At 71.9% G+C, this 12,375-nt stretch carries 13 protein-coding genes; 7 read left to right on the forward strand and 6 right to left on the reverse strand.

Annotation, left to right across the window (positions count from 1 at the left end; genetic code table 11):
* Positions 1-473 precede the first annotated feature (473 nt).
* From rpsF to rplI, 4 genes are all read left to right on the forward strand, one after another.
* Positions 474-761, forward strand: a complete 288-nt coding sequence (gene rpsF / locus ACQ1X7_RS09535; protein ID WP_432477944.1) for a 30S ribosomal protein S6 — start codon at positions 474-476, stop codon at positions 759-761.
* 84 nt (positions 762-845) lie between these two features.
* Positions 846-1,388 (forward strand): single-stranded DNA-binding protein, encoded by a 543-nt coding sequence (locus ACQ1X7_RS09540; protein ID WP_432477945.1) that lies wholly within the window; start codon positions 846-848, stop codon positions 1,386-1,388.
* Between the two features lie 131 nt (positions 1,389-1,519).
* Positions 1,520-1,756 (forward strand): 30S ribosomal protein S18, encoded by a 237-nt coding sequence (rpsR, locus tag ACQ1X7_RS09545; RefSeq protein ID WP_179661957.1) that lies wholly within the window; start codon positions 1,520-1,522, stop codon positions 1,754-1,756.
* 14 nt (positions 1,757-1,770) lie between these two features.
* Positions 1,771-2,217, forward strand: a complete 447-nt coding sequence (rplI, locus tag ACQ1X7_RS09550) for a 50S ribosomal protein L9 (protein ID WP_432477946.1) — start codon at positions 1,771-1,773, stop codon at positions 2,215-2,217.
* 239 nt (positions 2,218-2,456) lie between these two features.
* On the opposite strand, the gene ACQ1X7_RS09555 is transcribed toward rplI, so the two are convergent.
* Entirely contained in the window at positions 2,457-3,011 is a 555-nt protein-coding gene (locus tag ACQ1X7_RS09555) for a hypothetical protein (RefSeq protein ID WP_432477947.1), read from the reverse strand.
* Positions 3,012-3,021: 10 nt separating this feature from the next.
* Positions 3,022-4,356, reverse strand: coding sequence for an MATE family efflux transporter (locus ACQ1X7_RS09560; RefSeq protein WP_432477948.1), 1,335 nt, complete (start codon positions 4,354-4,356; stop codon positions 3,022-3,024).
* 649 nt (positions 4,357-5,005) lie between these two features.
* Between ACQ1X7_RS09560 and dnaB the strand changes: the two genes are divergently transcribed.
* Complete coding sequence (dnaB, locus tag ACQ1X7_RS09565; protein WP_432478338.1) at positions 5,006-7,318, forward strand: replicative DNA helicase; 2,313 nt, start codon at positions 5,006-5,008, stop codon at positions 7,316-7,318.
* On the opposite strand, the gene ACQ1X7_RS09570 is transcribed toward dnaB, so the two are convergent.
* Positions 7,292-8,743 carry a PLP-dependent aminotransferase family protein gene (locus ACQ1X7_RS09570; protein ID WP_432477949.1) on the reverse strand — a complete coding sequence of 484 codons (1,452 nt, stop codon included), beginning with the start codon at positions 8,741-8,743 and terminating at the stop codon, positions 7,292-7,294. The genes dnaB and ACQ1X7_RS09570 overlap by 27 nt on opposite strands.
* Before the next feature lie 124 nt (positions 8,744-8,867).
* Between ACQ1X7_RS09570 and ACQ1X7_RS09575 the strand changes: the two genes are divergently transcribed.
* Positions 8,868-9,722: an EamA family transporter gene (locus ACQ1X7_RS09575; protein WP_432477950.1), complete on the forward strand. Its 855-nt coding sequence runs from the start codon at positions 8,868-8,870 to the stop codon at positions 9,720-9,722.
* Between the two features lie 53 nt (positions 9,723-9,775).
* Positions 9,776-10,354, forward strand: a complete 579-nt coding sequence (locus ACQ1X7_RS09580; RefSeq protein ID WP_432477951.1) for a dihydrofolate reductase family protein — start codon at positions 9,776-9,778, stop codon at positions 10,352-10,354.
* On the opposite strand, the gene ACQ1X7_RS09585 is transcribed toward ACQ1X7_RS09580, so the two are convergent.
* The 3 genes from ACQ1X7_RS09585 to ACQ1X7_RS09595 are packed head-to-tail and all read right to left on the reverse strand — an operon-like array spanning position 10,315 to position 12,373.
* Positions 10,315-10,974 (reverse strand): hypothetical protein, encoded by a 660-nt coding sequence (locus ACQ1X7_RS09585; RefSeq protein WP_432477952.1) that lies wholly within the window; start codon positions 10,972-10,974, stop codon positions 10,315-10,317. The two genes, ACQ1X7_RS09580 and ACQ1X7_RS09585, sit on opposite strands and share 40 nt — an antisense overlap.
* Positions 10,975-10,979: 5 nt before the next feature.
* Entirely contained in the window at positions 10,980-11,822 is an 843-nt protein-coding gene (locus tag ACQ1X7_RS09590) for a hypothetical protein (RefSeq protein WP_432477953.1), read from the reverse strand.
* A gap of 35 nt (positions 11,823-11,857) precedes the next feature.
* Positions 11,858-12,373, reverse strand: coding sequence for a hypothetical protein (locus ACQ1X7_RS09595; protein WP_432477954.1), 516 nt, complete (start codon positions 12,371-12,373; stop codon positions 11,858-11,860).
* Positions 12,374-12,375 lie beyond the last annotated feature (2 nt).

A 12,375-nucleotide genomic window follows, 5' to 3' on the forward strand; every position in this document is an offset into this window, starting at 1 on the left:
TGTGGTTCACACCCGAGCACTGCGTCTCGGGCGCTCTGATGTCAGCGCCGATTTGCACACTTCCGAAAGGACAAACGCGGACCCTCCGCCGCGACGTTGCAGCGTCGCTCCTAAGCCGAGGGTCCGAGCAATCGGAAGGACACCGATCAACGTGACGAACGTACCCTCGCGTCCCGACAACGCTCCCGAAGCCTTCTATCCTCGGTGCGGCTTGACAGGCCAAGGCAACCCGACGTCCGAGAACGCTGGCACGGCCGTCTCGGACTACCTGTGCCCGGCCGGCCACATCTGGCGTACGCGCTGGCTTCCTCTCGGGTGAGAGGGTTTTCCGGACCCACTGCGCGGATTCTTGAGCGAGCCCAGAGCGCTGCTAACCTCGTCCGGTTGCCGGACCGATCCGGCGACGTGAACGCATCGCCCTCCTGCCACGGAGAGTCCGTGGCCGCTCTAGTCCAGAGGAGGTGGAGACCGCTGTGCGTGCCTATGAAGTGATGGTCATCCTCGACCCGAGTCTCGAAGAGAGGACCGTCGAGCCGTCGCTCGACAAGTACCTCAACGTGATCCGCAAGGACGGCGGCACCGTCGACAACGTCGACGTGTGGGGCCGCCGGCGGCTGGCGTACGAGATCCGCAAGAACGCCGAGGGGATCTACGCCGTCATCACGCTGAACGCCGACCCCGAGACGGTCAAGGAGTTCAACCGCCAGCTCGGTCTCAACGAGTCCGTGCTCCGGACCAAGGTGCTGCGCCCCACGGCCTGAGGCTGTGGACGAGACCTTTCCTGTGTCGGCGGGGCTGCCTAGCCTCGCCGGGACACCAGTGGAACAGACCAGGGAGACATTGACATGGCAGGCGAGACCGTCATCACCGTCGTCGGCAACCTCGTCGACGACCCGGAGCTGCGCTTCACCCCGTCGGGGGCGGCCGTGGCCAACTTCCGGATCGCCTCGACGCCGCGGACCTTCGACCGCCAGACCAACGAGTGGAAGGACGGCGACGCGCTGTTCCTGACCTGCTCGGTGTGGCGGCAGGCGGCCGAGAACGTCGCCGAGTCCCTCCAGAAGGGGATGCGGGTCGTGGTGCAGGGGCGGCTGAAGTCGCGCCAGTACGAGACCCGTGAGGGCGAGAAGCGGACCGTGTTCGAGATCGACGTCGACGAGGTCGGTCCCTCGCTGCGCTACGCGACGGCCAAGGTCACCAAGACCCAGCGCTCCGGCGGGGGCGGCGGTTACGGCGCCCCGCAGGGCGGCGGTCAGCAGGGTGGCCAGGCCGACCCGTGGGCCACCAACGCCCCGCAGGGCGGCGGTGCTCCCCAGGGTTCCTCCGGGGGCGGCCAGTCCGACCCGTGGGCGGCGCCGGGCGTCTCCAGCGACGAGCCCCCGTTCTGATCCACCCCACCTCCGGAGGTCGAGGTGCGAGGGCCGCCGGGCCTGAGCCTCGAAACCCCGGAAGCGATCAACCAACCTCAACCATTCCGGCTCCGGCCGGGCTCTGAAGTCTGAACAAGGAGAGCACCACAATGGCCAAGGCAGTGATTCGCAAGCCGAAGAAGAAGGTTTGCCAGTTCTGCAAGGAGAAGGCGACCGGTGTCGACTACAAGGACACCGCCCTGCTCCGCAAGTTCATCTCCGACCGCGGCAAGATCCGCGCCCGTCGGGTGACCGGCAACTGCGTCCAGCACCAGCGCGACGTGGCCATCGCCGTCAAGAACGCGCGCGAGCTCGCCCTCCTGCCCTACACCTCCACCGGTCGCTGAGAGGAGCACCCCTGATGAAGATCATCCTGACCCAGGAGGTCTCCGGCCTCGGCGCTCCCGGTGACGTGGTCGAGGTCAAGAGCGGGTACGCCCGCAACTACCTCGTCCCGCGCGGCGCCGCGATCCGCTGGACCCGTGGCGCCGAGAAGCAGGCCGAGTCGATCAAGGCGGCCCGCACCGCTCGCGCCGCGCGCGACGAGGAGCACGCCGCCGAGATCAAGACCAAGCTCGAGGCCGACGCGGTCCCGGTGCAGGTCAAGGCGGGCGACACCGGCCGCCTGTTCGGCGCCGTCACGTCCGCCGACATCGCCGACGCGCTGAGCGCGGCGTCGGGCGAGACCGTCGACAAGCGGTCCATCGCCGTCGGCAACCCCATCAAGTCGCTCGGCACCCACCAGGTGTCGGTCAAGCTCCACGACGAGGTGTCCGCCGAGGTCACCCTCAACGTGATCCCGGCCTGACCCTCACCTCACCACGCACCACCCGGGGCCGCCCCTCCTGCCGGAGGGGCGGCCCTGCTGCGTCGGTGGTGTACGGCGCCGGGCGTGGTGCTGCCCGGGGAGGAGCCTGGAACCGCGACCCGTCACTTGTGCAGGTCCAGTTGGGGCCGAGCCGTCACTCGTGCACACTTCCCATCAGCTGACGTGACGGCTCGGCGGCACAGCAGGCTGCACAACTGACGGCTCGGCGAGGGACGTCGTCACCCGGGCGCGCGACCGGCCGTGGGCAGCGGGTCGTGCACCCAGGGCCGCGCCGAGTGGGCGAAGCACAGCACGAGGCAGGCCACGAGCGTGCCGATCGCCACCGCGACCGCCACCACGGCCAGGGCGACCAGTCCGGCGCCGTACACCACCGGCGGGAGCAGGATCGTGATCGCCGTGCCGACCATCACCACCTGCCACCAGGTGCGGGCCCGGTGGTCCTCACCGGCGCCTGCTGCGGAGCCGAGGGCTCGTGCGAGGAGCAGCACGAAGACCGGGGTCGGCAGGTCGAGCAACCACAGGAACGACTCGTCGACCGGCTGCAGCCGGCGGGCCAGGTCGGGGACCCACAGCACGGCGGAGACCAGGAGCGCCACCCACGCGACGGCCGTCGTCGCCGGCCGGTGCGGGATCCGCGCGGGGAGCCGGGCCAGGCCGACGAGCACCAGCCCCCAGCCCACCGGGTCAGGGAACAGGTCCAGCCCGGGGTCGCCGACGGAGGCGTTGAGGACCACCAGGAGCAGGCCCATGCCGATCGCCTGCAGTGCTCGCACGAGGGCCACCCTAGGCCGCGGTGGGGGTCCCGGTGACCAGCCACGCCTCGCTCCGCGCACGACGGGTGAGGACCACCCACCGGGCACCCATGAACACGCCCGAGAAGGCGATCCAGACGCCGAGCAGGCCGCCGCCGAGGGCGACGGCGAGGAACGCGGCAGGGGTGTAGACGACCAGCACCACGGTCTGGGCCAGCGCGAGGGAGCGCCCGTCGCCCGCGCCGATCAGGACGCCGTCGAGCACGAACACGATGCCCGCGATCGGCTGTCCGGCGGCGGCCACGAGCAGGACGCCGGCCAGGCGGTCGTGGACCGCCGGGTCGCTCGTGAAGAGCGGGCCGAGCACGGGGCTGGCCAGGGCGAGCAGGGCACCGGTGACCATGCCGGACCACAGTCCCCACTGCACCATCCGGTCCGTCACCGCCCGGGTTCCCGCGACGTCGCCGGCGCCGAGGTAGCGGCCGGTGATCGCCTGCGCGGCGATGGCCACCGCGTCCAGCACGAAGGCGAGGAAGGTCCACAGGGTCAGCGCGAGCTGGTGCGCGGCGAGGTCGGCGGCCTGGTCGGTGTCGGTGAGCGCGCCGAGGGTGACGGCGTACGTCGTGACGAGCAGGGCGGCTCGGAGGGTGAGGGTGCGGATGACCAGCGGCACCCCTGCGTGGGCCGCGGCCCGGATGCCGGCCCGGTCGGGCCGGAGGGAGGCTCCCTCGCGTCGGGCCGCACGCACGACCACCGCGCTGAGCACCCCGGCGCTCAGGACCTGGGCGAGCACGGATCCCCAGGCCGAACCGGCGATGCCGAGCCCGGCTCCGTAGACCAGCAGCAGGTTGAGCGCGACGTTGACGGCGTTGCCGAGCACGGCGACCGCGAGCGGGGTGCGGGTGTCCTGCAGGCCGCGCAGGACGCCGGTCGTCGCCAGCATCACCAGCAGCGGGGTGGTGCCGAGGAAGGCGATCCGCAGGTAGGCGACGGCCTGCTCCTCCACGGCGGCCGACGCCCCGAACAGCTCCACCAGGGGCGTGGTGACAGCGACGCCGAGCACGGTGGTGACCCCGCCGATGAGGACCGCGAGCCAGATGCCGTCGATGCCCTGGGTGAGGGCGCCGCGGGTGTCGCCCGCGCCGAGGTACCGGGCCACGCTGGCGGTGGTGCCGTAGGCCAGGAAGACGCAGAGCCCGACGGCGGTCTGCAGGACCGCCGCCGCGATGCCGAGCCCGGCGAGTGGCGCTGTCCCGAGGTGACCGACGATGGCGGCGTCGGCGAGCAGGAACAGGGGCTCCGCCGCGAGGGCGAGGAACGCCGGGACGGCGAGCCGCAGGATCTCGCGGTCGTGCGTCCGGGACATGGCCCCACGGTAGCCGCCGCCCCCGCGGGCCTGTAAGGGACAGTCCCGGATGCTGACCCTGACCGTTCCCGGTCTGGACCAGTTGTGGGTTTTCAGTGGATTAAGGAACAACTACCCCACAGACGTGATACAGCGGCTCTCCGCTCGCCCCACCTCGTCCGGATGCTGACGGGGCGGATGACAATTTTCCGTCCACACCCTGTGACCCGCGTCCGCGCAGGTCAGCGGGGGTAAGCGGGGCTCCCGGGGTGGGGAATCCACAGCCGCCTCCCCAGCCCGTGCACACCGCCGTGCGTGTCGTCCACCACCGCCGGGGAGTTATCCCCAACCCTTGTGGACAACGGGCTGTCGGTCGCCGTCCGGACGGCGTAGGTTCCGCTGCGGTCGTCCGGCGGTGTCAGAGGTTCTGACTAGCCTCGCGGGCAGGGTCAGCACACACCACAGGGGACGGTCGGTCCGTCCCGGGCACACGGCGGGAGGAGGTCGGGTGAGCGTCACCGACTACGACCACGCCGGGGCGCCCCCGCCCTACGACGAGTGGGGTGACGGCCCCGCCGCCTACTCCCCGGGTGAGTCGCCGTCGTCCGCGGCCGGCGGCCGGGTGCCTCCCCAGGACGAGGCCGCCGAGCAGAGCGTGCTGGGCGCGATGATGCTCTCCAAGGACGCGATCGCCGACTGCGCCGAGACCGTCCGCGGCGTCGACTTCTACCGACCCGCCCACGAGCTGATCCACGACGCGATCATCGACCTCTACGGGCGCGGCGAGCCGGCCGACCCGGTCACGGTCGCCGCCTCGCTGCAGCGGCGCGGCGAGCTCGCCCGGGTCGGCGGCGCCCCCTACCTGCACACGCTCTCGGCCAACGTCCCCATCGCGGCCAACGCCGGCTACTACGCCGAGATCGTCCGCGAGAAGGCCATCCTGCGGCGGCTCGTCGACGCCGGCACCCGCATCGTCCAGATCGGCTACGCCGGCGAGGGCCAGGTCGACGACGTGGTCGACGAGGCCCAGGCCGAGGTCTACAAGGTCACCGACCGCCGTACCTCCGAGGACTACGCGCCGCTGTCGGACATCATGGACGGCGTCCTCGACGAGATCGAGGCCATCGGCAACCGGGAGGCGGGCCTCTACGGCGTGCCCACCGGCTTCGCCGACCTCGACGACCTGACCAACGGCCTCCACGCCGGCCAGATGGTGATCGTGGCGGCGAGGCCCGCCATGGGCAAGGCCCTGGCGCTCGACACCCCGCTCCCCACGCCGACGGGCTGGACCAGCATGGGGGAGGTTCGCGTCGGTGACGTGCTCTACGACGCGCAAGGGCGTCCTACTCGTGTGGTCGCGGCCACCGATGTTCTCCACGACCGTCCGTGCTACGAAGTCCACTTCTCCGACGGCTCGGTGATCGTCGCCGACGCCCAGCACCAGTGGCTGACGGAGACCCGGGCGGCTCGGAAGTCGAAGTGGGCGGCCGACCATCAGTCCCATCGGACGCGGCGGCAGCGAATCTTCCCTTCGGTGGTCACGACCGAGCAGATCGCCCGAACAGTTCGCGTCAACAAGGACCTGCGGGCCAATCACGCTGTCCTCAACGCGGCGCCGCTCCACGGCATGACCGACGAGCTGCCTGTCGGGCCCTACGCGTTGGGTGCCTGGCTCGGTGACGGCCACAGCGCGAGCGCGCGCATCACGTGCGAGACGGCGGAGATTCCGATGTTCCTCGAGGCCGACGGCCTCGAGGTTCGCCACCACGGCGCGATGCTGTACTCGTTGCACCTCCCCGCGAACGACGACCGGCGCACCCTCCAGGGCGAGCTCCGGGCCCTGGGCGTGCTCAACGACAAGCACATCCCGGTCGCCTATCTGCGCGCGTCCGAGCGAGCACGGCGTGAGCTGCTCGCCGGCCTGATGGACACCGACGGGACCGTGGTCAAGGGAGTGGGCTCGTGCCAGTTCGCGGTCACGAGCAAGCGTCTGGCCGACGACGTCCACGAGTTGGTCGTCAGCCTCGGATACCGGTGCGGGCGCACCACGAGACGAGTGGCGGGCCGAGACGAATCCACATCCACCTGCTACATCCTGAACTTCTCCACGACCGATGACGTGTTCCGGCTCGAGCGCAAGCACCTCCTTCACAAGGAGGAGCGGCCTTCGAGCGCAGTGCGGATCGGTCGGCGTTACATCACCGAGGTGAGGAAGGTCGCCAGCGTCCCGGTCCGCTGCGTCCAGGTGGACAACGCTGACCACCTCTACCTCGCCGGCGAGTCGATGATCCCGACGCACAACTCGACGCTGGCCCTCGACCTGTGCCGGGCGGCGTCGATCCACAACAACATGTCGAGCGTGTTCTTCAGCCTGGAGATGACGCGCTCCGAGATCACCATGCGGCTGCTCTCGGCCGAGGCCAAGGTCCCCCTCAACCACATCCGCAACGGCCAGATGAGCGACGACGACTGGACCAAGCTGGCCCGCAAGATGGGCGAGGTCTCCAGCGCGCCGATGTTCATCGACGACTCGCCCAACATGACGATGATGGAGATCCGCGCCAAGGCGCGGCGGCTCAAGCAGCGCCACGACCTCAAGCTGATCGTCATCGACTACATGCAGCTGATGACCTCCGGCAAGAAGGTCGAGTCCCGGCAGCTCGAGGTCTCGGAGTTCTCCCGCCAGATCAAGCTGCTGGCCAAGGAGCTCGAGGTGCCGATCATCGCGCTCTCCCAGCTCAACCGTGGCCCCGAGCAGCGCGGCGACAAGCGCCCGATGATGGCCGACCTGCGCGAGTCCGGCTCTCTCGAGCAGGACGCCGACATGGTGATCCTGCTCCACCGCGACGACGTCTACGAGAAGGAGTCGACCCGCCCCGGCGAGGCCGACCTGATCGTCGCCAAGCACCGCAACGGCCCGACGCGCGACATCACCGTCGCGTTCCAGGGCCACTACTCACGCTTTGTCGACATGGCCCACTGACCACCGGCCCAGCACCGCCACCCCGTCCCTGATCTGGCGGGTGGTCACGTTGCCGAACCCGATCACCAGGGCCGGGGGCAGGGGCTCGCGGGCCGCGTCGTCCGCGGTGACCCGGTAGTCCCCGAGGCCCCGTACGGCGACCCCCTCGGCGCGTGCGTGCGAGACGACGCCCGCCTCGTCCACGCCGGCCGGCAGCCGGAGCAGCACGTGGTGTCCGGCGTCGAGGCCCGTGATGGTCGCCCCCGGCAGGTGCTCGGCCACCGCCTCGACGAGGGCGTCCCGGCGCCTGCGGTAGGACTCGCGGACCTTGCGGAGGTGCCGGTCGAACCGGCCGGTCTCGACGAGACGCGCGAGCGCCACCTGGTCGAGCTGGGGGACGCCTCGGCACGAGAGCGACTTCTCGGTGAGGATCCCGGCGCGGAAGCGGCGCGGCGTGAAGACCCAGCCGATGCGCAGGGCCGGGGCCAGCGTCTTGCTGACCGACCCCAGGGCCACCACGCGGTCGGGGGACAGGCCCTGGAGCGAGCCCACGGGCTGTCGGTCGTAGCGGAACTCCGCGTCGTAGTCGTCCTCGAGGATCACCCCGTCGACCTCGTGGGCCCACTCGACCAGCTGCTGACGCCGGGTCGGGCCCAGGACGGCCCCGGTCGGGCACTGGTGGGCGGGCGTCAGCAGCACGGCCCGCGCGCCGGTGGCGCGCAGGTCGTCGACCCGGACACCCTCGGCGTCCACGGGGACCGCCGAGACCCGCAGGCCCGCGCGTCGTGCGATGTGGTCGTGCTCCCGCGGACCCGGGTCCTCGAGCCCGATCCGGTCGATGCCGTGCGCGGCCAGGGCACCGAGCACGAACGTGAGCCCCTGGCGGAAGCCGCCCACCACGATGGTGTCCGCGGGGTCGGCGCACCCGGCCCGCACCCTGCGGTGGTAGCCCGCGAGGACGGCGCGCAGGTGGTCGTCGCCCTCTGCGCTCCCGTCACCCAGATCGGCCGTCGGCAGCGTCTTGAGGGCGTCGCCCAGCGCCCACAGCCAGTCGCGGGTGGGGAAGGCCCGCAGGTCCGGGACGCCGTACCCGAAGTCGATGCGCGCCACCGGGAGCGGATCCGGCGGCGGCTCCGCGGGCAGGTCGGGCGGGTCGGTGTCGCGGTCGGCCGCCAGCCCTTCGGCCACCCGGGTGCCCGAGCCGACCTCGGCGACGACGTACCCCTCCGCGAGCAGCTGCTCGTACGCCGACACGACCAGGCCACGCGAGACCCCCAGCTGGTCCGCGAGCTGTCGGGTCGAGGGCAGCCGCTCGCCGGAGCGCAGGCGTCCCGCCCGGATGGCGGCCCGCAGGGTCTCCTGGACCTGCTGCCCGAGCGGGACGCCGGCGGACCGGTCCACCGCGAGCGAGAGCTCGGGCACCACCCCGGTGAAGTCCACGGCCATGCGGCGACCCTAACCCGCCCGGGCCGCGGAATGGACCACTCAGACGAGGCTGCAATGGACCTTCGCAATGGACCGATCCGAAGCGAGTCTGGAGCCATCAGACATCGCACCAGGAGGACGGGACATGAGCATCGGGATCACGCTGGCACTGCTCGCGGCCATCGGCTACGGCACCGCGGACTTCGTGGGCGGGTCAGGCGCCCGTCGGGCCCCCACCATGTCCATCGTCTTCATCGGGCAGCTCACCGGTGCCGCGGCGATGCTGCTCGTGGCGCTCACCTCGCCCGGGACGCCGACCCCGGCCCACGCGGGGTGGGCGCTGCTCGCCGGCCTCGGCAGCGCGGCCGGGAGCATCTTCCTGCTGCGGGGGCTGTCGCGGGGTCGGATGGCGGTCGTCGCCCCCACCTCCGCGGTCGGCGCGGCGGTGCTGCCGGTGCTGACCGGCCTCGCCGGTGGTGAGCGGCCGGTCGCCCTGGTCTGGGTCGGCCTCGTCCTCGCGCTGCCCGGGATCTGGCTGGTCTCACGGCAGGTCCCCGACGGCGACACGGCCGCGGGCTCCCGGTCCGCGGGTCACGGCGCGTTCGTCGACGGACTGCTGGGTGGCCTCGGGTTCGGCGTGCTGTTCGTGGCGCTCGGACAGATCCCCGAGTCGGCCGGCACCCTGCCCCTGGCCCTCAACCAGCTCACCGGCGCCGTCGTCACCGTCGTCGTCGCGACGGTCCTGCGCCAGTCCTGGCAGCCCAGCACCCGCGCCGCGGGCTGGGGCGTCACGTCGGGTCTGCTCGGCGTGACGGGCAGCCTCGCCTTCGTCGAGGCCAGCCACCTCGCCGACCTCGGGGTCGTCGCCGTCCTCGCCTCGCTCTACCCCGCCGTGACCGTGCTGCTGGCCCGCCTCGTGCTCAGCGAGCGCCTCGGTACCGGCCAGCGCCTCGGCCTGGTCTTCTGCTCCGCGGCCGTGGCGATGATCGCCGCCGGCTGACCCGGTCCACCCGACGACGCACCAGCACGACCCACGACGAGAGGAGCCCCACCATGAACGACTTCACACCCCAGACGGCCTCCGGCAAGGTGCTCTGGCACTTCGGGATGTCCCTGGACGGCTTCGTCGCCGGTCCGGAGCACGCGATGGACTGGATGACCGGGTTCACCAACCGGCGCACCCTGATCGACGAGTACGTCGCGACCACCGGAGCCGTCCTCGCCGGGCGCGACGCCTTCGACAGCGCCATCGGCGACGCACGTCCGTACGGCGAGGTGTGGCAGGGGTCGGTCTTCGTGCTCACCCACCACCCCGAGGACGCCCGCCCGGTCGACGACATCACGATCCTCAGCTGCCCGGTCGAGGAGGCGGTCCGGATCGCGCTGGACGCGGCGGGCGGCAAGAACGTCGAGGTGTTCTCGGCCGACATCGGGCGGCAGCTCCTCGAGCTGGGCCTGATCGACGAGATCGACCTGCACATCGCCCCGATCCTGCTCGGCGACGGCATCCGGCTCTACGACAACCCCGGCGCCGCTCCCGTCCGGCTCGACCGGCTCGACGTGGCCGACCCGAACGCCGAGGTCAACCTGCGCTACCGCCCCGCCCGGCCGGCGTCGGGGTCCCGGGACTGAGGATCCGGTAGCGCGGGGGCAACAGGCCGCCGTTCAGCCACGACCACACCGGCCCGCCATCCGGGCGCTCGTCCGGTCGCGGGCGGCGAGATGTGGTCCATGTCGTGTCCGCTGCGAGCGAGCAGCCACGCCACGAGCGAGTTGGAGTTCCACATCTCGCCGGCGTGGAGCTCGTCGCGTCCCCAGGTCGCGCTCGGGAAGGCGGCGATCGCCGCGAGCAGCTGTCGGGCCTGCCAGGGGTCGGAGCTCACCCGGCGGGGCCCACCCACGGCCGCGGCCGCGTCGGGGATCTCCCCGCCACGCCAGCAGCGCACCTGGTAGCGGAACAGCCGCGACCGCCCCAGCACGCGCAGGCCCACCGGGCCCTCGCGCACCACGCCGTCCTCGGGCACCGCGCCGGCCCAGGCGGGGGCCATCTCGATCGTGCACCTCGTGCTGCCGACCGTGACCTGCAGCGCGGCGTGGAAGAGGTCGCGGGCCGGTCGGCGCTCGAGCCGGGAGACCACGGCCTCGTAGATCTTGCCGTTCGTGCGGACGCAGCCGGTGGTGTCACCGGCGCCCAGGGGCAGCCAGTACAGGTCGACGCCGGCCGTCGTCGGCAGGTCCGGGGACGGGGTCACCGTCGTCACCCGGCGGGCGCCGCTGAGGACGCCGCGGCACTGCGCGGTGCCCGGTAGACGGCCACGGCGAGCCCCGCGAAGACCACCGACGCCACGGTCAGCAGGACGACGGTGGCCGCCGACGCGTTCGGGTCGTCGTTGAGGAGCATCGTGACGGCCATGGCGGCCACCGAGGGCGGCACCAGGGCGAACCAGCCGGTGACGGCGAACAGTGCGCGGCGACCGAGGTCACGACCCCGGAGCAACGCCACCGCCCCGACGACGGTGCACGGGACGACCACCCCGAGGTCGAGGAGGTAGATCGACCAGTAGAAGGTCCGGGCGGCCGCGAATTCCTCCGGGATCCCGGTGCCGGTGAACGAGCCCGCGATCGCGGCGGCGTAGCGCAGGACCACGAACAGTGCCAGCCCGAGCAGGGCGGCGGCGTACAGGCGCTCGGAGCGTCGCGAGCGGACCGGCAGCACCGCGTCCCGCGAGAGGCCCCACGACCAGAGCGTGAGTCCGCCCGACAGGGTGACCACGGCGAGGTGGAGCAGCACCACTGCCTGGTAGCTGTCGTACTCCGGGCCGAGCAGGTACTGGATGAACATGTACAGCGTGTAGGCGGCCGGGGCGAACGCCAGCAGGACCGTGTCCGGGTCGCCCCGCAGCGCCCGTACGCCGGCCAGCACGCTCCACGGCACGACCAGCCCGACGGTGACGACCTCCAGGCCCACGAGCTGGTGGTGCAGGGTGCCGGAGATCGGGTAGTCGACCCAGCCCGTGCCGAGCGGACCGAGCGCCGAGTTCACCACCAGCAGCGCGGCGAGCACGAGGAGGAGCACGCCGAACGGGCGTGGTGCGGTCACCCCGGTTCGGTGGTCGGGACGGGCGAGCACCGCAGTCACGGGAGCGCTCCCGGCGGCGGCGCCGTCAGGTCGACCGCCGTGCCGTGCGTACGACGGTGGACGCGTCCGGCCCGGAAGAGGAGCACCAGAGCGAGCGTCATCGGGACCGACCAGACCAGGTAGCCCCACCCGAACGGGACCAGCGCGACGGTGAACCCGATCAGCAGGACCAGCGCGACCTGGCGCACCGGACCCTCGACCAGCACCAGCAGGCCGACGACTGCCTCGAACGCGATGAGCAGGCCGATGAACGTGGTGTGGTGCGGGACCACCAGGGACTCCCAGGTGTCCTGCACGTACGACGTCGACGCGCCGTCGGCGAAGCCGGAGTAGTCGTCGCCCCGGGCGAGGAAGTAGCCGTTGACGGCGGCGCCGGCGAGCACCCACAGGGCGCTCACGGAGAGGACGCCGACGCGGTACGCGCGAGGACTGGAGCCGGCGCGGATGCTGGAGACGACGATGACGGCACCCAGGCCGACCCACGCCACGGGAAGGACCCAGCCGACCTCCATCG

Origin of the sequence: Nocardioides sp. GXQ0305 (genome assembly GCF_050880345.1) — a bacterium.
In the GTDB taxonomy this organism is placed as follows: domain Bacteria; phylum Actinomycetota; class Actinomycetes; order Propionibacteriales; family Nocardioidaceae; genus Nocardioides.

Coding starts and splice junctions, on each gene's coding strand:
- ACQ1X7_RS09540 (WP_432477945.1), top strand. CDS start 846: ATGGCAGGCGAGACCGTCATCACCGTCGTCGGCAACCTCGTCGACGAC.
- rpsR (WP_179661957.1), top strand. CDS start 1,520: ATGGCCAAGGCAGTGATTCGCAAGCCGAAGAAGAAGGTTTGCCAGTTC.
- rplI (WP_432477946.1), top strand. CDS start 1,771: ATGAAGATCATCCTGACCCAGGAGGTCTCCGGCCTCGGCGCTCCCGGT.
- ACQ1X7_RS09560 (WP_432477948.1), bottom strand. CDS start 4,356: ATGTCCCGGACGCACGACCGCGAGATCCTGCGGCTCGCCGTCCCGGCG.
- dnaB (WP_432478338.1), top strand. CDS start 5,006: ATGCTCTCCAAGGACGCGATCGCCGACTGCGCCGAGACCGTCCGCGGC.
- ACQ1X7_RS09570 (WP_432477949.1), bottom strand. CDS start 8,743: ATGGCCGTGGACTTCACCGGGGTGGTGCCCGAGCTCTCGCTCGCGGTG.
- ACQ1X7_RS09575 (WP_432477950.1), top strand. CDS start 8,868: ATGAGCATCGGGATCACGCTGGCACTGCTCGCGGCCATCGGCTACGGC.
- ACQ1X7_RS09580 (WP_432477951.1), top strand. CDS start 9,776: ATGAACGACTTCACACCCCAGACGGCCTCCGGCAAGGTGCTCTGGCAC.
- ACQ1X7_RS09595 (WP_432477954.1), bottom strand. CDS start 12,373: ATGGAGGTCGGCTGGGTCCTTCCCGTGGCGTGGGTCGGCCTGGGTGCC.